20 protein-coding genes are annotated in these 19,605 nt (G+C 42.0%); 16 read left to right on the plus strand and 4 right to left on the minus strand.

The window, feature by feature from the left end; translation table 11 throughout:
• Positions 1-26 precede the first annotated feature (26 nt).
• From GJS40_RS01300 to GJS40_RS01355, 12 genes are all read left to right on the plus strand, one after another.
• A complete protein-coding gene (locus tag GJS40_RS01300; protein ID WP_270895538.1) occupies positions 27-251 on the plus strand; it encodes a hypothetical protein in 225 nt (74 codons plus the stop codon).
• Positions 252-384: 133 nt separating this feature from the next.
• Complete coding sequence (uvrB, locus tag GJS40_RS01305; RefSeq protein WP_270895539.1) at positions 385-2,361, plus strand: excinuclease ABC subunit UvrB; 1,977 nt, start codon at positions 385-387, stop codon at positions 2,359-2,361.
• Positions 2,362-2,367: 6 nt separating this feature from the next.
• A complete protein-coding gene (uvrA, locus tag GJS40_RS01310) occupies positions 2,368-5,259 on the plus strand; it encodes an excinuclease ABC subunit UvrA (protein WP_270895540.1) in 2,892 nt (963 codons plus the stop codon).
• Positions 5,260-5,345: 86 nt separating this feature from the next.
• Positions 5,346-6,503, plus strand: coding sequence for a DUF4097 family beta strand repeat-containing protein (locus GJS40_RS01315; protein ID WP_270895541.1), 1,158 nt, complete (start codon positions 5,346-5,348; stop codon positions 6,501-6,503).
• Positions 6,503-6,700, plus strand: coding sequence for a PspC domain-containing protein (locus GJS40_RS01320; RefSeq protein ID WP_270895542.1), 198 nt, complete (start codon positions 6,503-6,505; stop codon positions 6,698-6,700). Before GJS40_RS01315 ends, GJS40_RS01320 begins: the two co-directional genes overlap by 1 nt.
• Positions 6,701-6,702: 2 nt before the next feature.
• Positions 6,703-7,056, plus strand: a complete 354-nt coding sequence (locus tag GJS40_RS01325) for a phage holin family protein (RefSeq protein ID WP_270895587.1) — start codon at positions 6,703-6,705, stop codon at positions 7,054-7,056.
• Positions 7,057-7,245: 189 nt separating this feature from the next.
• On the plus strand, positions 7,246-7,377 hold the full coding sequence (locus tag GJS40_RS01330) for a hypothetical protein (RefSeq protein ID WP_270895543.1): 132 nt from the start codon (positions 7,246-7,248) through the stop codon (positions 7,375-7,377).
• A 163-nt stretch (positions 7,378-7,540) separates the two neighbouring features.
• The gene (gene hprK / locus GJS40_RS01335; RefSeq protein WP_270895544.1) at positions 7,541-8,476 is read left to right on the plus strand and encodes an HPr(Ser) kinase/phosphatase; all 936 of its coding nucleotides are present in this window, start codon (positions 7,541-7,543) and stop codon (positions 8,474-8,476) included.
• 23 nt (positions 8,477-8,499) lie between these two features.
• Positions 8,500-9,363, plus strand: a complete 864-nt coding sequence (gene lgt, locus GJS40_RS01340; RefSeq protein ID WP_270895545.1) for a prolipoprotein diacylglyceryl transferase — start codon at positions 8,500-8,502, stop codon at positions 9,361-9,363.
• A gap of 24 nt (positions 9,364-9,387) precedes the next feature.
• On the plus strand, positions 9,388-10,344 hold the full coding sequence (locus GJS40_RS01345; protein ID WP_270895546.1) for a nucleoside recognition domain-containing protein: 957 nt from the start codon (positions 9,388-9,390) through the stop codon (positions 10,342-10,344).
• Positions 10,334-10,981, plus strand: coding sequence for a pyrophosphatase PpaX (gene ppaX, locus GJS40_RS01350; protein ID WP_270895548.1), 648 nt, complete (start codon positions 10,334-10,336; stop codon positions 10,979-10,981). Before GJS40_RS01345 ends, ppaX begins: the two co-directional genes overlap by 11 nt.
• A complete protein-coding gene (locus tag GJS40_RS01355; protein WP_270895549.1) occupies positions 10,978-11,463 on the plus strand; it encodes an acyltransferase in 486 nt (161 codons plus the stop codon). Before ppaX ends, GJS40_RS01355 begins: the two co-directional genes overlap by 4 nt.
• Before the next feature lie 39 nt (positions 11,464-11,502).
• On the opposite strand, the gene tatC is transcribed toward GJS40_RS01355, so the two are convergent.
• Genes tatC through GJS40_RS01375 form a run of 4 tightly spaced genes read right to left on the minus strand, consistent with a single transcriptional unit; the run spans position 11,503 to position 14,939 of the window.
• Positions 11,503-12,219 (minus strand): twin-arginine translocase subunit TatC, encoded by a 717-nt coding sequence (gene tatC, locus GJS40_RS01360; protein WP_270895550.1) that lies wholly within the window; start codon positions 12,217-12,219, stop codon positions 11,503-11,505.
• An 18-nt stretch (positions 12,220-12,237) separates the two neighbouring features.
• Positions 12,238-12,432, minus strand: coding sequence for a twin-arginine translocase TatA/TatE family subunit (tatA, locus tag GJS40_RS01365; RefSeq protein ID WP_270895552.1), 195 nt, complete (start codon positions 12,430-12,432; stop codon positions 12,238-12,240).
• A 26-nt stretch (positions 12,433-12,458) separates the two neighbouring features.
• Positions 12,459-14,171 (minus strand): GMC family oxidoreductase, encoded by a 1,713-nt coding sequence (locus tag GJS40_RS01370; protein ID WP_270895553.1) that lies wholly within the window; start codon positions 14,169-14,171, stop codon positions 12,459-12,461.
• A 15-nt stretch (positions 14,172-14,186) separates the two neighbouring features.
• Positions 14,187-14,939, minus strand: coding sequence for a gluconate 2-dehydrogenase subunit 3 family protein (locus GJS40_RS01375; RefSeq protein WP_270895555.1), 753 nt, complete (start codon positions 14,937-14,939; stop codon positions 14,187-14,189).
• 968 nt (positions 14,940-15,907) lie between these two features.
• Between GJS40_RS01375 and GJS40_RS01380 the strand changes: the two genes are divergently transcribed.
• Genes GJS40_RS01380 through hisB form a run of 4 tightly spaced genes read left to right on the plus strand, consistent with a single transcriptional unit; the run spans position 15,908 to position 19,593 of the window.
• Positions 15,908-17,086, plus strand: a complete 1,179-nt coding sequence (locus tag GJS40_RS01380) for an ATP phosphoribosyltransferase regulatory subunit (protein WP_270895557.1) — start codon at positions 15,908-15,910, stop codon at positions 17,084-17,086.
• A gap of 1 nt (position 17,087) precedes the next feature.
• Positions 17,088-17,726 carry an ATP phosphoribosyltransferase gene (gene hisG / locus GJS40_RS01385; RefSeq protein ID WP_270895558.1) on the plus strand — a complete coding sequence of 213 codons (639 nt, stop codon included), beginning with the start codon at positions 17,088-17,090 and terminating at the stop codon, positions 17,724-17,726.
• Complete coding sequence (gene hisD, locus GJS40_RS01390; RefSeq protein WP_270895559.1) at positions 17,723-19,006, plus strand: histidinol dehydrogenase; 1,284 nt, start codon at positions 17,723-17,725, stop codon at positions 19,004-19,006. Before hisG ends, hisD begins: the two co-directional genes overlap by 4 nt.
• On the plus strand, positions 19,003-19,593 hold the full coding sequence (gene hisB / locus GJS40_RS01395; protein ID WP_270895560.1) for an imidazoleglycerol-phosphate dehydratase HisB: 591 nt from the start codon (positions 19,003-19,005) through the stop codon (positions 19,591-19,593). Before hisD ends, hisB begins: the two co-directional genes overlap by 4 nt.
• Positions 19,594-19,605: the final 12 nt, after the last annotated feature.

Raw genomic sequence — 19,605 nt, forward strand, 5'->3', positions numbered from 1 at the left:
TCCTGATAGAAAGACAGGTGTTTTGGTTGTTAACATATATTGGAGCTTTGTTACTTCCTATTTTACTCGTTATTTTAGCAGTACGTTTAACACACAATTATATTGGCGGGGTGGTCGTTTCTCTCATTGTTCTTTTTGCGGTACGACCATGGCAATTTGGAGAACTCGTCTTAACGTTTGTGATAGTATCTTTTGTCGTCGCTCTTCCTCTATCATGGCGTTTATTTCAAAAACAGAAAGTAGGGCCGTAACGCAGCGCATTTTAGTGCTGCTATTTTTATGGGATAGAACAAGCATTCGTTTTTGTTGTTTCTTCCGCTATCATCTGTGGTATACTATAAGAAGTTTCTAGTGAGAATCGGGTGAAAAGTGAGGGATTTTATTATGAGTGAGACATTTGAATTAGTGTCGAAATATGACCCTGCTGGAGATCAACCAAAGGCGATTAAAGAGCTGGTAGAAGGAGTCAAACAAGGAAAAAGACATCAAACATTGCTCGGAGCGACAGGAACGGGTAAAACATTTACCGTATCGAACGTGATTAAAGAAGTGGATAAACCTACGCTTGTCATCGCTCATAATAAGACACTTGCAGGACAGCTTTATAGTGAGTTTAAAGAGTTTTTTCCGAACAATGCGGTAGAATATTTTGTTAGTTATTACGATTTTTATCAACCGGAAGCGTACGTTCCTCAAACGGATATGTATATTGAAAAAGATGCCAGCATTAATGAAGAAATTGATAAATTGCGACACTCTGCGACGAGTGCATTGTTTGAAAGAAAAGATGTTATTATCGTTGCCAGTGTTTCTTGTATTTACGGTCTCGGTTCTCCAGAGGAGTATCGTGATCTTGTTTTGTCTTTACGGACTGGAATGGAAATAGAAAGGGATGCTGTTCTGCGGGAATTGGTCGATATTCAATATGAACGAAATGATGTCAACTTTGTTCGTGGGACTTTTCGAGTGCGGGGAGACGTTGTCGAGATATTCCCTGCTTCTCGCGACGAACATTGCATCCGCATTGAATTTTTTGGAGATGAAATAGATCGAATGACAGAAGTGGATGCTTTGACGGGAGAAATCATAGGGGAACGACATCATGTCGCTATTTTCCCAGCCTCCCACTTCGTGACGAGAGAAGAAAAAATGGCCAAAGCAATTAAAAATATTGAAAAAGAGTTGGAAGAACGACTTCAATATTTTCGCGACAAAGGTCGAGAACTGGAAGCACAACGCTTGGAACAGCGAACAAATTATGACATCGAAATGATGAAAGAGATGGGGTTTTGTTCCGGAATTGAAAACTATTCCCGCCATTTAACGTTTCGAAAACCCGGGGAGACACCCTATACGCTCTTAGATTATTTTCCTGATGACTTTTTACTTGTGGTGGATGAATCTCACGTGACGCTCCCACAAATTCGCGGGATGTATAACGGGGATAGAGCTCGTAAGCAAGTGCTAGTTGACCACGGTTTTCGACTCCCATCGGCATTGGATAACCGTCCGTTGAAGTTTGAAGAATTTGAGAAACGAATTCATCAAGCGATTTACATTTCAGCAACCCCTGGTCCTTATGAGTTAGAACATACACCAAAAATGGTGGAGCAAATTATTCGACCGACGGGGCTTTTAGACCCAACGATTGACGTACGACCAATTGAAGGACAAATTGATGATTTAATTGAAGAAATTCGTGCTCGGAAAGAAAAGGAAGAGCGGGTGCTTGTAACTACGTTAACGAAAAAGATGGCGGAAGACTTAACGGATTATTTAAAAGAAATAGGGATTCGCGTACGCTATCTTCACTCTGACATTAAAACATTGGAGCGAATTGAAATTGTACGTAAACTTCGACTCGGCGAATTCGATGTATTGGTCGGAATTAACTTGCTTCGTGAAGGACTCGATATTCCGGAAGTGTCATTAGTCGCCATTTTAGATGCGGACAAAGAAGGGTTTCTCCGGGCAGAGCGCTCCCTGATCCAAACGATGGGAAGGGCGGCTCGAAACGCCAACGGTCATGTCATTATGTATGCAGATAAGATTACCGACTCGATGAAAGTGGCAATTGAAGAGACGAACCGTCGGAGAAAAATTCAAATGGAATACAATGAAAAACACAACATTGTCCCTCAAACGATTAAAAAAGAAATTCCGGATTTAATTCAAGCAACGATTGTGACCGATGAACAAGCCGACTATGATAAGCCGGCCCTTGATAAGTTGAGCAAAAAAGAACGTCAACAAGTTATTGACGAATTAGAAGCGGAAATGAAACAAGCAGCACGGGATTTACAATTTGAACGGGCTGCGGAACTGCGGGATATGATGTTGGAATTAAAAGCGGAAGGATGACTTAAGATGGTACGCAATCATTTACGTATACAAGGGGCTCGCTCACACAACTTAAAAAACATAGACATCACCATTCCTCGGGATAAATTAGTTGTATTTACCGGATTATCAGGATCAGGGAAATCTTCTCTCGCCTTCGATACGATATACGCAGAAGGGCAACGTCGTTATGTAGAGTCTCTTTCTGCTTATGCAAGACAATTTTTAGGACAAATGGATAAGCCAGACGTCGACTCCATTGAAGGTCTCTCTCCTGCTATTTCCATTGACCAAAAAACGACGAGTCGAAATCCTCGCTCGACGGTTGGGACGGTGACGGAGATTTACGACTACTTACGACTTCTTTTTGCCCGAATCGGCACCCCTGTATGTCCTGTTCACGGGATAGAAATCACTTCTCAAACAATTCAACAAATGGTGGACCGAATGATGTCTTATCCAGAACGGACGAAAATGCAGATTTTATCTCCCCTTGTCTCTGGTAAAAAAGGAGAGCATATCAAAGTTCTGAACGATGTAAAGAAAAAAGGCTTTGTTCGCGTGCGGGTCGATGGCGAAATGCGCGAAGTCAGTGAAGATATTTCTCTCGAGAAAAATAAGAAGCACAATATCGAAGTCGTCGTCGATCGCATCGTAATCAAAGATGGGATTGAAACGCGGTTGGCGGATTCTTTAGAAACCGCCTTAGAACTAAGTGGGGGACGAGTGTTGATTGATGTGATTGGAGAAGAGGAATTGTTATTTAATCAATTTCACGCTTGTCCTCATTGTGGTTTTTCCATTGATGAATTAGAACCGCGTCTTTTTTCTTTTAACAGCCCGTTTGGCGCGTGTCCCACTTGTGATGGTTTAGGAAGCAGACTTGAAGTCGATGAAGATTTACTTATTCCCGATAAAGAATTGACCCTTGAAGAACATGCGATTGCCGCTTGGAAACCAGTCAGCTCACAATATTACCCGCAATTGCTGGCCTCGGTTTGTCGCCATTTTGATATCCCGATGGACAAACCGGTAAAAGAATTGACAAAAAAACAACGTGACATTTTATTGTATGGCAGCAAGAACGAAAAAATCGTTTTTCGCTTTGAAAATGAACGCGGGGTTGTAAAAGAGCGGTTGATTTACTTTGAAGGTGTGGTCAATAATATTGCTCGCCGTTATCAAGAAACGACTTCTGATTATATTCGCGAACAAATGGAAAAATATATGACAGAAAAACCGTGTGCAACTTGTCAAGGATATCGTTTAAAAGAAGAAAGTTTAGCAGTAAAAATAAATGGTTACCATATCGGACAAGTGACTGAACTTTCGGTGACGGAGGCAAAGAATTTTTTTGAGACATTATCATTGAGTGAAAAAGAGCAAGCCATTGCGAAATTAATTTTACGGGAGATTCGAGATCGACTTGGATTTTTAATAAATGTAGGACTTGACTATTTAACGTTAAGTCGTTCTGCCGGAACACTTTCCGGCGGGGAAGCTCAACGGATTCGATTAGCAACTCAAATAGGTTCCTCTTTAATGGGAGTGCTGTACATTTTAGACGAGCCGTCTATCGGACTTCATCAACGAGATAACCATCGTTTGATCGATACGTTAGAACAGATGAGAGATTTGGGCAATACGTTGATTGTAGTAGAGCATGACGAAGATACGATGCTTAGAGCAGATTACATTGTCGATATCGGACCGGGAGCAGGGGTCCACGGTGGTTACATTACCGCAACTGGAACGCCGGAAGAAATTAAAGAAAATCCGAACTCATTAACAGGAGAGTACTTATCCGGGAAAAAGTTTATCCCCCTTCCTCTTTCCCGCAGAAAACCTGGCGACCGATGGCTCACGATTAAAGGAGCAAAAGAAAACAACTTAAAAAATATTGATGTAGCCATCCCGCTCGGTTTGCTGACGGCGGTGACGGGGGTATCCGGTTCAGGAAAAAGTACGTTAATTAATGAAATTTTGCATAAGGCCCTTGCCCAGCAGTTGCACCGTGCCAAAGATAAGCCAGGTCAACATGAAAAGATTGAAGGAATCGAGCACATCGATAAAGTGATTGATATCGATCAATCCCCGATTGGACGTACTCCACGTTCGAATCCGGCGACGTATACAGGAGTGTTTGACGATATTCGTGAAGTGTTCGCGATGACAAATGAAGCGAAAATGCGAGGATATAAAAAAGGTCGGTTTAGTTTTAACGTCAAAGGCGGTCGGTGTGAAGCCTGTAAAGGAGACGGGATTATTAAAATTGAAATGCACTTTTTACCGGACGTATATGTGCCATGCGAACAATGTAAAGGTAAAAGATATAACCGCGATACGTTAGAAGTGCAATATAAAGGGAAAAATATTGCCGATGTCCTCGATATGACGGTGGAAGAAGCAGTCTCTTTTTTTGAAAATATCCCGAAAATCAAACGAAAGCTCCAAACGCTGTATGATGTCGGGCTCGGTTATGTGACTCTTGGGCAACCTGCAACGACATTGTCTGGGGGGGAAGCACAACGGGTGAAGCTTGCCAGCCAACTTCACCGTCGCTCCAACGGAAAAACCGTCTACATTTTAGATGAACCAACAACCGGACTTCATGTTGATGATATTAGAAGACTATTGCAAGTGTTAGACCGTTTAGTAGATAATGGAGATACAGTGATTGTCATCGAACATCATTTGGAAGTCATTAAAACAGTGGACTATATGATTGATTTAGGACCTGAAGGTGGAGATAAAGGCGGTGAGCTGGTAGCAAGCGGAACACCAGAAGAAGTGGCCGAAATCCCAGCTTCTTATACAGGCAAATATTTAAAACCAATGTTAGAACGAGATCGGCAAAGAATGAAAACGTTGCTGGAAGAAGCAGAAAAAGTTTCTGACCCTTCGAAGGTTCGCTCATAACTGTTGTGAAAGCTCTTCCTCCCGGCGCGAAGGATCACAGGAGGAAGAGGTGACATTTTACTCTAAAAAGAAGGAAGGGATTGTTCTTGGAAGAAGAGCGTAAACTTATTTTGAAAATGATTGATGAAGGAAAGATTTCAGCAGAAGACGGAGTGAAATTATTAGAAGCGTTAAACGATCCAACAGATGATCGTTCGCAAAAACAAGCCGGACAGTCCAGTGAAACGACAACAACGACAAGCCTATCGACAAAAGTCAATTGGGAAGAAGGCAATAAACAGTGGGACAAATGGAATGAGACACGCTCTGAACGAGAGAAGAAACCAGATTTTGCTTCTATGTTCACAGAATTTATTGATAGTGCCTTCCAAAAGATTAAAGAGTTCGATCTCGATTTTAATTTCGGTCCCTATGAAGAAATCCATCACATTTTTCAACATAAAAATTTACAAGAAAAGCGGATTGACGTGGCATTGGAAAACGGGTCCATCGACGTGAAACCGTGGAAAGAAAACGATGTCAAAATTGAATGCCAAGTGAAAATGTACCGCGGAAATTCAAGTGAAGAAGCAAGACGAGAATTTTTAAAAGAGACTGTTTTTGAAACGGATGACAATGAACTACGTTTTTATACGAAAACGAAAGCGATGAAAATCAAAGCGACGATGTATGTCCCGGAAAAATCGTACGATCGTCTTCACATGTATACATTTAATGGACATCTCACCCTTGATGATGTACATGCGGAAAAAGTGTTGGGAAAAGCGATGAACGGTAGTGTCACCTTTAACAATCTGGAAGCGGATACGGTGGAAGGGGAAACGGTGAACGGTGCGATTACGATACAAAATGGTGCGTATGACACCGTCTATTTAAAAACGATTAGCGGTTCCATCCATTTCAATGCAAAAGTAGAAGATATTGAAGCAGAGTCTGTCAATGGTACCATTAATAGTACCTTTTCGTTAGAAGAGGATGGAAAAGCAAAACTTTCTACAGTTACCGGCAGTATCATCGCGAATGTGCCTCCTCACATTAAAACAGAAGGATATCTTAGCACGAGTGTTGGCAACATTCATTATCATTTCAATGAACTTCATATTTTAGAAGAGAAAAAAGACTTTATGCAGAAATCATTAAAGTTCGTTTCACAAGTAGATGGTTCACCGCGACTCTTGCTTGATGCTAGTAGCAAAACAGGCTCCTTAACAGTAAAAGAGAAAGATAGGGAAGGAAGTTTCTAATGAAAAAATTAACGAGAAGTCAACAAAATCGTATGGTAACAGGTGTATGTGCTGGAATTGCGAATTATTTTAACGTAGATCCAACCTTGGTCCGTATCATTACGGTTCTCATTGCGTTCATTACTTCTGGCTTTCCTGTTCTCGTTGCTTATATTGTCTTGGCAGTGATTATGCCGAATGAAGGAGAAACGATTTAGTGATGGGATGTCTTGTACCATTTATTGTGAACGCCATTACTTTAATGGTAGTGGCGGGTTTTTTCCCTGGATTTCATTTAGATGGTATTGGAGCAACAATCATTGCTAGCGTGATTTTAACGGGAATTAACTTCTTTCTTCGTCCGCTTTTAATCATATTAACGCTTCCCATCACTGTGTTTACATTTGGTTTTTTTCTCTTTGTCATTAATGCATTGCTTCTCATGCTAACTTCCGCATTGATGGGGGATGCCTTTGTGATCTCAGGATTCGGAATGGCGCTTCTGGCAGCAATTATTATTGCGATATTGAACGTTCTTATCGAACATTTTATTATCAAACCTTTCGCACGTTAGGAGCTGTCCAAAAAGTCATGATTGGTGACTTTTTGGACATTTTTTTGTTACCGCTTCATCAAAAATTGCTTCTGGAAACGGCCCTTAGCCGAATAGGCATGTTTCCAACAACAAATTGTTGATGGAAGTAAGTCATGGATAGTCATGCCATCGTTTCATATAAAAATAGCGAATGGAAGCGAGCCATGAATGGCTCATGCCACCGTTTCATTCAAAAATAGTTTGAGGAAACAAGCGATGAACGGTTCATGGTACCGTTTCGATCCAAACACCATTGTGAAAGCAATCCATGCACGATGTATGGCACCGATTCAGCGCTAAATGATTGTTGAAAGGAACGCTCGATTTATTTTTCAGGATTTATTAGACAGCCTCTCTTTCCCCGACAACTTGCAAAATTCATGCTACAATGATAAAAGTGTGTTGACTGGTAGTGACATGATAACATCTATATGTTTGAACCGAATAAAGGTTGGTGAAAGACATGCCTGAAGTGACGACGAGCGATGTAGTAGAACATTTTAATTTAGAAATTTTGGCAGGACATGAAGGAGTGTATCGTGCGATTACGACGAGCGATATTTCTCGTCCAGGAATTGAAATAGCAGGTTTTTTTACGTATTATCCAGCGAAGCGAATTCAACTGTTGGGAAGGAAAGAAGTGGCTTTTTTTCAACAGTTAACGAAAAAACAAAAAATTGAGAGAATGGAGAAGTTATGCACGTATGACACGCCAGGAATCATCCTGTCCCGAGATTTAATTCCTCCACCGGAGTTAATTGATAGCGGAAATAAAATAGCAGTTCCTGTTATGCGTTCTAATATGACGACCACTCGACTAAGCAGCGAGTTAAGGAACTTTCTCGAAATACAGTTAGCAAAAACAACCGCCGTTCATGGGGTATTAATTGATATTTATGGAATTGGCGTGTTATTAACCGGTGCAAGTGGGGTTGGTAAAAGTGAAACAGCCCTTGACCTCGTCCGTCGTGGACATCGTCTTGTCGCCGATGATTCGGTAGAAATACGCCAACTACAAGGGAATATTTTAATCGGAAGAGCACCAGAGCTCATTGAACACTTGTTAGAAATTCGCGGATTAGGGATTATTGATGTGATGACATTATTCGGCGCAGGAGCGATTCGACCGCATAAACGGATTTCGATGTCGATTCATTTGGAGCAGTGGGACGAAAAGAAAGCGTACGATCGCCTTGGAATTGAAGAAGAGACGATTCGGATTTTAGATACGGATATACCAAAGTACACGATTCCTGTTCGACCAGGACGAAACTTAGCGGTGATTGTCGAAGTAGCAGCGATGAACTTCCGTTTGAAACGGATGGGAATTAATACTGCGCAAGAGTTTTCAGAACGACTTACTCACGTCATTGAAGATGGAGACTGGGAAGAATTTTAATAGTCCAAGGATGGAAGGAAGAGATGAGAGTGTTTCATATCCAACCACTTGACCGGGTAGCGCTTGAATTTGGACCTTTTACAATCTATTGGTACGGTGTCATCATCGTATTTGGAGCGATACTCGGTTACATCATCGCAACGAAGGAAGCAAAAAAACGGGGGCTGCCGAAAGATATTTTTGCGGATTTGTTAATCTTTGCTTTGCCTATTTCCATTATTTGTGCCCGGCTTTATTACGTCATTTTTCGCTGGGAATATTACGGAAACCATCCCGAAAAGATCATTGCGGTTTGGGAAGGTGGTTTAGCAATTCACGGCGGCTTAATTGGAGCGGTTGTCACGGCCATAGTCTTTGCTCGTGTGAAAAAGGTATCTTTCTGGAAATTAGCGGATGTTGCCGCTCCTAGTATTATTTTAGGGCAAGCAATTGGGCGTTGGGGTAACTTTATGAACCAAGAAGCTCATGGGGGTCCCGTAACACGTGAATTTTTAGAATCGCTCTTTTTGCCTGAATTTATTATTAATCAAATGTATATAGAAGGAGTGTATTACCATCCGACTTTTCTGTACGAATCCCTATGGAATTTGCTAGGATTTGCGCTCCTCCTTTATTTACGACGGGTGAATTTACGCCGTGGGGAATTGTTTTTAACATACGTGATTTGGTACTCTGTCGGTCGTTTCTTTATTGAAGGGCTTCGAACTGACAGTTTAATGATTGCGGACATTCTCCGGGCAGCCCAAGTGATGTCTTTATTGCTCATTGTATTAGCCGTCGCATTGCTCATTTACCGCCGTACTCATCAGTTAGCTGTAGCTCGGTATTTAGACGAAGACGGGGTAGGATTTCCAAAGAAAAGAGGAAAGCGAAAAAAGAAAAAGTAGTCATTGGAAAGGACGGGGAGAATATTGAATACATTGAAAAAAGGTCTTCTCGTAGGGCTAAAAACAACTTGGATGTTAGGGAAAGTGATTTTCCCTGTTACCTTGATCATGACGATCTTAGGATTTACACCTGTACTCGATTGGCTGGCGAAAATTCTAACCCCGTTTATGAGCTGGATTGGTTTGCCTGGGGAAGCAGCCATTCCATTAGTTCTCGGTAACTTGTTGAATTTGTATGCCGGAATCGGGGCCATACTTTCGATGGATTTAACTGTAAAAGAAGTATTTATTTTAGCTGTCATGTTATCTTTTTCTCACAATTTACTCATAGAATCAGCGATTGCCGTCAAAGTCGGTATTCGCATGTCGGTTATTTTAGCCGTTCGCATCGGTCTTGCTGTCTTTTCTGCTTTCATCATTCATTGGTTTTGGCAAGGCGGTGGAGAACCGGCAAAGTATGGGTTTGTTTCTGAAGAGAGTGCTCCTCTTAGTGCCTCCCTTGGTTGGGGAGGAATATTGTGGGAAGGGGTAACAAGCGCGTTTTTCGGAGTGTTACAAATTGCCGTGATCGTCATCCCGCTCATGATTTTTATACAAATCATGAAAGATTTACAATGGTTGAATGTTTTCTCGAAATGGATGTCTCCTTTTACTAAAGTCCTTGGCATCCGCGAAAATACATCGACCACCCTTGCATCAGGAATTGTGTTTGGGCTCGCTTTTGGCGCAGGAGTCATGATGCAAGCAATTAAAGAAGACCATGTGAAAAAGAAAGATTTATATCTCGTATTTATTTTTCTCGTTGCTTGCCATGCGGTGATTGAAGACACGCTTATCTTCATCCCACTTGGTATTCCTGTGATACCACTGTTAATCATTCGTTTGGTGACAGCCATTCTTCTCACAATAGGAATCGCTACAATTTGGAAAAAAATGGAGAAAAAGCAATATGCACGAAAGGCGGCTTCTTATGAATATTAATACCGTTTTATTTGATTTAGATGGCACGCTTGTTGATACGACGGAATTAATTCTCGCTTCCTTTCAACACGTGCTGGACGCTCATGCTCCAGGACGCTTTCGCCGGGAGGACATGATTTCTTTTATCGGTCCTTCGTTAAACGAAACGTTTCAAAAAATTGATCCTGAAAATGCTGCTACATTAGTGGAAGCGTACCAAAAACATAACCGAGAACATCACGATGATTTAATTAAAGAATATCCGGGGGTGGATGAAACCGTTGCTACTCTTGCTGCGCAAGGATGGAAACTTGGTGTTGTAACAACGAAGCGGAAAGATATGGCTTATCGGGGCTTGGAAGTGACGGGATTGTTGCCGTATTTCTCAACGATTGTAACTTTTAACGATGTAAGCAAAGTCAAGCCGGACTCGGAGCCTATTGAAAAAGCACTTTCTGCTTTAGAAGCGGAAGCACATGAAGCTATCATGGTAGGAGATAGTTATCACGATATCCTTGCAGGTAAAAATGCAGGAACGAAAACGGCAGGGGTGAGCTGGTCCATTAAAGGAGAAGATTATTTACGTACTTTTCAACCGGATATCATGTTAGATGTCATGACGGATCTCCTTGATTACGTAGGAGTGAAAACGCCATGAGGCGAACGGAACGCTATCCCATCGGCCCCGAAAACTCTTTATGGAACATATATCGAACAGTATCTTTTTGGAAAGTCGTGAAAAATTTTATCGTCATCCAAGTAGCACGTTTTACTCCTTTTCTACCACTAAAAAATTGGATGTATCGTACATTTCTTCACATGAAAGTTGGAAAACATACTGCTTTTGCGTTAATGGTGGTTCCGGATGTCATGTTTCCAGAAAAAATAACGGTAGGAGAAAATAGTATTATTGGGTACAACACAACTATTCTAGCCCATGAATATTTAATTGAAGAATATCGCCTTGGGGAAGTCCAAATAGGTGATCGAGTGATGATTGGCGCTAACACGACGATTTTACCCGGTGTGAAAATTGGGGATGGAGCGGTTGTCGCTGCAGGTTCGGTCGTTCATAAAGATGTAGCGCCCGGCACTGTCGTCGGTGGCAACCCTCTTCGCGTCATACGGACAAAATCATAGCCAAGAATGACCATGGCATGCTAGTCATTCTTGGCTTCTTTAATTTGCTTGACTCTCGTGTCGCATATGCTTTGCGTATATATGTTTGGAACAATATAAACCAATTTCATATAAAAGCATCAGAGGAATTAGCACAATGATTTGTGACACAAAATCCGGCGGGGTAATAAGTGCCGAGACAATGGCGAGAAGGAGATATCCGTATTTCCGTGTTTTCTTCAGATCATTTGGAGTAACGATTCCTATAACGGTTAAAAACATTAAAGCAAAAGGGACTTCAAATAAAAATCCGAGTGGAATCGTCGACATTAACAAAAAAGAGAAATATTCTTTCGTCGTAATTAACATGTGAAAGTGTAATTCACCTAGATGAATTAAAAACTGATAAACAAAAGGAAACACGACAAAGAAGCCGAAAGAAGTCCCGGCAAGAAAGCTAAAAAACATTGCCGGAATATAACGGAGAGCCGCTTTACTCTCCGTTGTTGTCAAGGCCGGTTTGATAAAACGCCATAATTGAAATCCGATAAACGGAGCAGATACGCCAAGGCTCAAACTTCCCGCAACGCCGGTATAAAACCGTACCACTTCCAGCGGACCGAGCATCGTAAGCATTTCTCCTTTCGTTAAGAAAGGAGTGATTTGTTGAATAAAACAAATCATTACAATAAATGAAACGATGAAAATAATGGAAGAAGAAATGACAACATGGCGCAATTCGGTTAAATGTTCAACGGTTGTTAATTCTTTGTCCATCTGTTTGTCACCTAACAACTAATCTTGAGTAACTTTTTCTTTTGGATTTTTTTCCGGAGTGTCACTCATAATTTCATTGGCGGATTTTTTAAACTCCGACAATGTTTTTCCGAAAGCCGCTCCGATTTCAGGGAGTTTTTTCGGTCCAAATATGATAAGCGTTATGACTAAAATAATAATCAACCCTGGAATGCCAATATTAGAAGGAAACATGACGATTCCACCTTTCCAATGTTAATTTAAACGAGCATGCCACCTTCGCGACTGTAACGAATAATTCCTTCCGCTGCACGGTACGCTAGCGCTCCTACGGTTCCAGTTGGATTATAGCCGCTATTATGGGCAAAGTTGGAAGCACCAACGACAAATGTATTTTCTGATTCCCACATTTGTAGGAAGTTATTGACCGTAGAAAGAGCCGGGTCGTCTCCCATCGGTGTCCCTCCTGTATTATGAGTCGTTTGATAAGGGACGATATCATAATCACCAAGCTCTTCTCCTTCTGTCACGATGTCTGCTCCCATTTCTTTGACAAATTCCGTTGCTTTCTCACTTAAAAAAGAGTGTAATTTGCGATCTTGGTCGGTAAAGTTGTACGTCATCCGCAGTAACGGAACACCGTACGCGTCTTTATAAGTTGGATCAAGGTCTAAATAGTTGTTGACGTGGGGTAAAGAAGCGCCTTGGAAGCCAATTCCGAGATGGCGTGTGAAATAGTACAGGGATTTTTCCTTAAACTCTTTCCCCCAAAGAGGCGTGCCTGGAGGAACTGGATTTGACAGTATCGGTCGAATGCCGGTGTGACCAACGGTACCGACCCCGCCATGGAGAAAATCAACATCCGAGTGATCAAAATTGTCCCCATTATAATCATCAATACACGTTCCGAGGGCTCCTGCTCCCATAAACGTATTAAATTGTTCATTTTCAAAGAAGCCAGTGGCACTAGCATTCACTTGATAACAATAATTTTTGCCAACATGTCCCGTACCGTTTTCTCGGTTGTAAGGAGTTCCTAACTTGGATACTAACAGTAGTTTCGTATTGTTTAATACGTAACTAGTAAGCACGACGACGTTTGCGGGTTGGATATATTCTTCCCCCGATTGGACATCGATGTAGCGTACTCCTGTAGCCATCCCGTCATTGTGCAATATTTCGACGACGTTGGCATGGGTGCGCAGTTCAAAATTACCGGTTTCTTGTGCGGTAGGAATAACGGTGATGGTTGGGTCTGATTTTGCACCATATTCACAGCCAAAACGTTCACAAAAAGCACAATATTGACAGGCGTTAATCACTTGCCCGTCCGGATTTTCGTATCGTTCAGATAAGTTACCGGAAGGAGTCATAAACGGTTTTAATCCTAAGTTTTCGGCAGCGGTTCGTGCCCTTTTTGTAATCGGTGTTTCTTTCATTGGTGGCGTCGGATAAGGATTGCTTCGTTTTCCTCCGTACGGGTTTTCTTCTCCAGAAATTCCGCAAGTTTTTTCAAATCGATCAAAATATGGTTCTAATTCGTCGTAAGTAATGCCCCAATCTTGCAGGAATATACCGTTTTTCAACTTGTCTTCTCCATATTTTTCAATCGTTTTCGTTTTGATTTCAAAATCGTACGGTAAAAAGCGGTGGGTTTGTCCGTTCCAATGGATCCCCGCTCCTCCGAGTCCTTCCCCGAGTAAAAAAGAACCCATTTGTCGCATCGGTAGCGCCCGCTGTTTCGGATGGTTGCGAAAAGTGATCGTTTCTTTTGACACGTCTTGCATGAGTTCGTATCGTACCGCATAGCGTAATTCGTCATGAATCATAAAATAATCTTCAATACTACGACCTTTTCCTCGTTCCAATCCAACCACACTTAGTCCTTCTTTTGCACATTCGGCTGCGATAATACCACCGGTCCAACCGACACCAACTGTAACGACATCCACTTTTTCTAATTCTTGAGCCATATTTGTTACCCTCCTTTACCTCTCATTTGACGAGTCTTCCATATGCGCATGCAAACTACTTGGTGGTTCATCGTAAAATTCTTCTGAATCAATCACTTCTAAATAAGACATTTTGTTTCCTGGATATTTTTTCATTTTCCAACCGTTCATTTGTTCATTTCCGCCATAAAGGGGGTCTGCATAGACACCTTCTAAAGTAGCACCGCGAAGCAGAGCAAAAAACTGTGAGCTCATCACACCTTTCATTTCTACTTCGTCATTTTCGAAAGCTTTTAGGACGGAAATTTGTTCTTCCTCTTCTAATTCTAAAAATGGCCGGTTAAAAGTAGCTTCACTATACTCTTTGATTTTCTCAATTCCAGCTGAAAATATTTCATGGCGTAGCATACTCGTTTGATAACCTTGGGTAGGTTCTCCTTTGTAAAAAGGCCCTTGCATATAATCTCTGGCGTTATATCCCCAAGCACTTGAAAGTTGCTTGTCAATATAAAAGGGAACACCAAGAGCAATTGCTCCTGGTCCTGACTCATCTTCTGGAAAAATTAACTCTGTTACTTGCGCTAACACGTTAAAATCTTCTTTTTTTGTAAAGTAAGTGAGGGCGTGCGTCAATTTTTCGTTTGTCTCTTCGTCGGCAGGTGCGTTCGTACGAAATTGTTTTGAAATTACTTCGGTAAGAATCCCACCTCCAAGGACGCCTCCAACAACATAGCCACTATTTTTAAGAAATCTACGTCGCGTGAATTTACGTTTTTCCGGTGGAGACATAATGTTTATCCCTCCTTCATTGTTGTTATTTTAAGCTATGTCCAATTAGGGAAAAATCATGCAGAACCGTGTAAAATAATTAGAGAAATGCTCGAGGGAAGAAAAACTGGGCTGGGGGATTACTCGACGAAACAGAAATTGGGATTACTTGGTGCAAAAAGGAATGAAGTATGGCAACAATTGAGAATCCTTTCTTCCAACGCAGTGTTATACGACTGATTCCAGTTTCAATAAGCGAAAAAGTGTCCCATGAACGATTCATGAGTCCCTTTTTGTGAAAAAATTCGATTAAGTGGTCGCATGAGAGGCTGGAATGGACGCAAAGATGTAATTATTTTGAGTTTTAACGTTTCATACGACCGACTTGTTTTCATGAATAAAAGAAAATTAGTCGTCGTATGAACGATTCATGAGACCACTATTCCAATAAAAAACTTAACAAAACGTCGTATAACAGATAGAAATGGTAATTTTTATGTAAAAATTTCTTGTTTTTCGATTGATACGACTTATTATCGTCGAAAAAAGAAATGAGTTGTCGCATGAAGATTTCATACGACCACTTTTTCCATGTAAAACTCATTGAGTGGTCGCATGGCACTTTGAAAGACCCTTTAACTCCGAAAACCAATCCTCGGAATAAGGAACTTCTGCTAAAATCACCCCGTCCTGCCCCTGCAATTACTTGACGCAAAAGAAAACAGAGAGGTATTGCAATATAGATTTGGTGTGTAACACAGAAGTCAGCATATCCCATGCAAGCAGTTCACGGCAGAAGTCAAAGAGCGACTTCTGTCCGTGCTCTTCCACCGCTTGTCACGGCTAACCGGCTTTCTCCGCTTTTCTATGTTGACTGTTTGAGGAAAGAGGGGTAAACTACACGATATACTCTTTAATTCATTATCATATTAGCAGACTAAAGTATTTATGGTAGCATAAACATATGGTGAAGGGAGTTTGTGGAGAGAATGAGCACGCCGTTTATGTTTGAAAAGCCTGTCGGAATGCGTGATACATTGCCTTCCTATTACGTGAAGGAAGAGAAAGTGAAAAGACAGATGGAAGAAGAGATAAAAACGTGGGGGTATTTGCCGATTCGGACTCCGACGCTCGAGTATTACGAGACGGTGGGAACCGCCTCTGCTATTTTAGAAAAACAGTTGTTTAAATTGTTAGATCAAGATGGGAATACCCTTGTGCTCCGTCCAGATATGACAGCTCCCATTGCAAGAGTTGCTGCGTCTAGTTTAAAAGATCAAGTTTTCCCCATTCGGCTTTTTTATCATGATTCTTTGTTTCGGGCGCAAGAAAGAGAAGGAGGTCGTCCAGCAGAGTTTAACCAAATGGGAGTAGAGCTTGTAGGAGATGGAACGACGAGTGCTGATGGAGAAGTGATTGCCCTGATGATTGCTGCCCTTGAAAAATCTGGTCTGAAAGATTTTAAAGTAGCGGTAGGGCATATTGGCTATGTCAATGCGCTCCTTCAAGATGTTCTTGGGAGTGAAGAACGCGTTCAAACGTTACGTCGTTATTTATACGAAAAAAATTACGTCGGATTTAGGCAACACGTAAAAAGCTTACCACTATCCTCTATTGATAAAAACCGTTTGTTAGGTTTGTTAGAATTACGCGGTGGGATAGAAACATTGGAGAAAGCCGCAGAACTCGTTCAAACGGAGGAAGCGAAAAAGTCTATTCAGGAGTTAAAGGAACTGGAGGAAATTTTAGCCGGATATGGTGTGACGGAATATATCAAAATAGATTTTAATTTAGTGATGCACATGAGTTATTATACCGGCATTGTGTTTGAAGGATACGGGAATCGACTCGGTTTTCCATTATCTAGCGGCGGTCGCTATGATGAACTGTTAGCAAAATTCCATCGGCCTGCCCAAGCCACTGGATTTGGAATTCGCTTAGATTTACTCATTGAAGCCCTTGATACAAAGGAAGAAGTGCGTCAAGATACGTGCATTTTATTTAGTAAGGAAAGAAGAGGAGAAGCGATTCAAACAGCAAAAGCGCTTCGAAAAGAAGGGAAACGGGTTGTGCTCCAAGATTTGCAAGGAGTAGAAAACGTCGATGAATTAAGCGAATCATTTAGCGATGTGCGTTACTTTATCGGAAAGAATGGACAGGAGGGGTAGCATGAGCGACATACTGACGATGGCGATGCCAAAGGGACGAATTTTTGAAGAAGCGGTGGAACTTCTGCGCAAAGCGGGCTTTCCATTACCCCCGGAATTTGATGATTCGAGAAAGCTCATTGTAGACGTACCAGAAGCGAATATGCGATTTATTTTAGCGAAGCCAATGGACGTGCCGACGTATGTGGAATACGGAGTGGCAGACGTTGGCGTGGCAGGAAAAGACACGATGATTGAAGAAGAGCGAGACGTTTACGAAGTGTTAGACTTAAAAATAAGTGCGTGCTATTTGGCAGTAGCAGGATTACCAGGGTGTGAAAAGAAAGGCATTAATCCGAAAGTCGCTTCGAAGTACCCAAATCTCGCAACAAAATATTTTAAAGAACAAGGGGAACAAGTGGAAATTATTAAATTAAACGGCTCCATTGAACTAGCCCCTCTCGTCGGTCTTGCCGACCGCATCGTCGATATCGTCTCTACAGGGCGAACGTTAAGAGAAAACGGTTTAGTGGAGTTAGAGAAAATTGTTCCAATTACATCGCGCTTAATAGTGAATCCAGTAAGTTATCGTATGAAAGATGCTCAAATTGACGAGATGGTTGAAAAGTTGGCAGCAGTGGTGGAGGAGGAAAAAGTATGAAGATTATTGAGTTAACGGGAAGCGTGTCGTTAAGAAGAGATGTGGAATCTGGCACGAGCGAACAAACGAAAGCAGTGAAATCCGTTATCGAACAAGTTCAGACAGAAGGAGATCGTGCCCTCCGCACATTGACGGAACGTTTTGACGGGGTGACGCTCCCTCGTTTTACAGTTTCAGAAGATGAGAAAAAGGAAGCTTATGAAAACGTTTCTGACAGGGAACTTTCTGCATTGCGGAATGCGATTCGTCGCATTCGTGCTTTTCACGAACGGCAATTACGGGAGTCGTGGTTTTTCACCGAAGAAGACGGTACGATTCTTGGTCAAAAAATAACTCCCCTTGATTCCGCTGGTGTCTACGTTCCCGGGGGGAAAGCAGCTTACCCGTCTACCATTATGATGAACGTCATTCCAGCACAAGTAGCAGGGGTGAAACGAATCGTTATGGCATCTCCTCCGGGAAAAGACGGCAAATTAAATGCCGCCGTACTTGTGACCGCGCAAGAACTCGGGGTGGAAGAAATATTTAAAATCGGCGGTGCTCAAGCAATCGCAGCCCTCGCATACGGAACGGAAACAGTGCCAGCGGTAGATAAAATTACAGGTCCAGGGAATATTTTTGTCGCCCTTGCGAAACGAGAAGTGTTTGGACACGTTGATATCGATATGATTGCCGGACCGAGTGAGATCGTCGTATTAGCGGACGAAACAGCCCCGCCGGAATACGTGGCAGCGGATTTGCTTTCTCAAGCAGAACATGATGAGATGGCGTCGTCGGTTTTAGTGACGACGTCTAAAGCGCTGGCGGAAAAAGTGAAAGAAGAAGTCGAAAAACAATTAGACTCGTTACCGAAAAAAGACATTGCTACCTCTTCTTTGGAAAATTACGGTGCTATTTACGTCGCGCAGGATATGGCAAAAGCGGTGGAAGCAGTGAATGAGCTTGCACCAGAGCATTTACAAGTAATGACGGAAAAGCCGGAGATGTTACTAGGAAAAATTCGTCACGCCGGGGCGATTTTTCTCGGCCATTACAGCCCAGAACCTGTGGGAGATTATTTCGCAGGACCGAATCACATTTTACCGACCAATGGTACCGCTCGTTTCTCTAGCCCGTTAACGGTGGATGATTTTACGAAAAAATCAAGCATCATTTCTTATAGTAAGGAAGCTTTTGCTCGCGATCGAGAAGATATAATGACGATTGCGCGTTTGGAAGGACTAGAAGCCCATGCTCGCTCCATTGAAGTTCGTAACATAAAAGGGGAGGAGTCAAAGTGACAGCTCGTACAGGACAGATCGAACGGATGACGAAAGAAACCCAAATTAAAGTAGAAATGAATATTGACGGGGAAGGAAACAGCAACATTGAAACAGGAGTCCCTTTTTTTGATCATATGTTAGACGCGTTTACGAAACACGGTCATTTTGATTTGACTGTCGACGCAAAAGGGGATACCCATATTGATGACCACCATACGACAGAAGATGTCGGCATTTGTCTCGGTCGTGTGTTTCGGGAAGCCCTCGGAGATAAAAAAGGAATGAAACGATACGGTCATGCTTTTGTTCCAATGGACGATGCCCTTGCCCAAGCGGTCGTGGACATTAGTAACCGTCCTTATTTTGTCGGGAATTTCACCTTACCGAAAGACAAAGTCGGCACCTTTGATACAGAATTAGTCCATGAATTTTTAAGCAAATTTACCGTGGAAGCGCGCATTAACTTACACGTCATCGTTCACCACGGAGAAAATACCCACCACATCATCGAAGCAATTTTTAAAGCCGTTGCGAGAGCACTGGATGAAGCGACGATGAAAGATGACAGAGTCAAAGGAGTTCCATCAACGAAAGGTTTACTGTAAGCTTTGTGAAAA

Origin of the sequence: Aliibacillus thermotolerans (genome assembly GCF_027853235.1) — a bacterium.
GTDB classification, from domain to species: Bacteria; Bacillota; Bacilli; order Bacillales; family Marinococcaceae; genus Aliibacillus; species Aliibacillus thermotolerans.

What these genes read in the sequence shown, in the direction of transcription:
- uvrB (WP_270895539.1), top strand. Translation starts at nt 385, where the DNA reads ATGAGTGAGACATTTGAATTAGTGTCGAAATATGACCCTGCTGGAGAT.
- uvrA (WP_270895540.1), top strand. Translation starts at nt 2,368, where the DNA reads ATGGTACGCAATCATTTACGTATACAAGGGGCTCGCTCACACAACTTA.
- GJS40_RS01320 (WP_270895542.1), top strand. Translation starts at nt 6,503, where the DNA reads ATGAAAAAATTAACGAGAAGTCAACAAAATCGTATGGTAACAGGTGTA.
- GJS40_RS01325 (WP_270895587.1), top strand. Translation starts at nt 6,703, where the DNA reads ATGGGATGTCTTGTACCATTTATTGTGAACGCCATTACTTTAATGGTA.
- GJS40_RS01330 (WP_270895543.1), top strand. Translation starts at nt 7,246, where the DNA reads ATGGCTCATGCCACCGTTTCATTCAAAAATAGTTTGAGGAAACAAGCG.
- hprK (WP_270895544.1), top strand. Translation starts at nt 7,541, where the DNA reads ATGCCTGAAGTGACGACGAGCGATGTAGTAGAACATTTTAATTTAGAA.
- lgt (WP_270895545.1), top strand. Translation starts at nt 8,500, where the DNA reads ATGAGAGTGTTTCATATCCAACCACTTGACCGGGTAGCGCTTGAATTT.
- ppaX (WP_270895548.1), top strand. Translation starts at nt 10,334, where the DNA reads ATGAATATTAATACCGTTTTATTTGATTTAGATGGCACGCTTGTTGAT.
- GJS40_RS01355 (WP_270895549.1), top strand. Translation starts at nt 10,978, where the DNA reads ATGAGGCGAACGGAACGCTATCCCATCGGCCCCGAAAACTCTTTATGG.
- tatC (WP_270895550.1), bottom strand. Translation starts at nt 12,219, where the DNA reads ATGGACAAAGAATTAACAACCGTTGAACATTTAACCGAATTGCGCCAT.
- tatA (WP_270895552.1), bottom strand. Translation starts at nt 12,432, where the DNA reads ATGTTTCCTTCTAATATTGGCATTCCAGGGTTGATTATTATTTTAGTC.
- GJS40_RS01370 (WP_270895553.1), bottom strand. Translation starts at nt 14,171, where the DNA reads ATGGCTCAAGAATTAGAAAAAGTGGATGTCGTTACAGTTGGTGTCGGT.
- GJS40_RS01375 (WP_270895555.1), bottom strand. Translation starts at nt 14,939, where the DNA reads ATGTCTCCACCGGAAAAACGTAAATTCACGCGACGTAGATTTCTTAAA.
- GJS40_RS01380 (WP_270895557.1), top strand. Translation starts at nt 15,908, where the DNA reads ATGAGCACGCCGTTTATGTTTGAAAAGCCTGTCGGAATGCGTGATACA.
- hisG (WP_270895558.1), top strand. Translation starts at nt 17,088, where the DNA reads ATGAGCGACATACTGACGATGGCGATGCCAAAGGGACGAATTTTTGAA.
- hisD (WP_270895559.1), top strand. Translation starts at nt 17,723, where the DNA reads ATGAAGATTATTGAGTTAACGGGAAGCGTGTCGTTAAGAAGAGATGTG.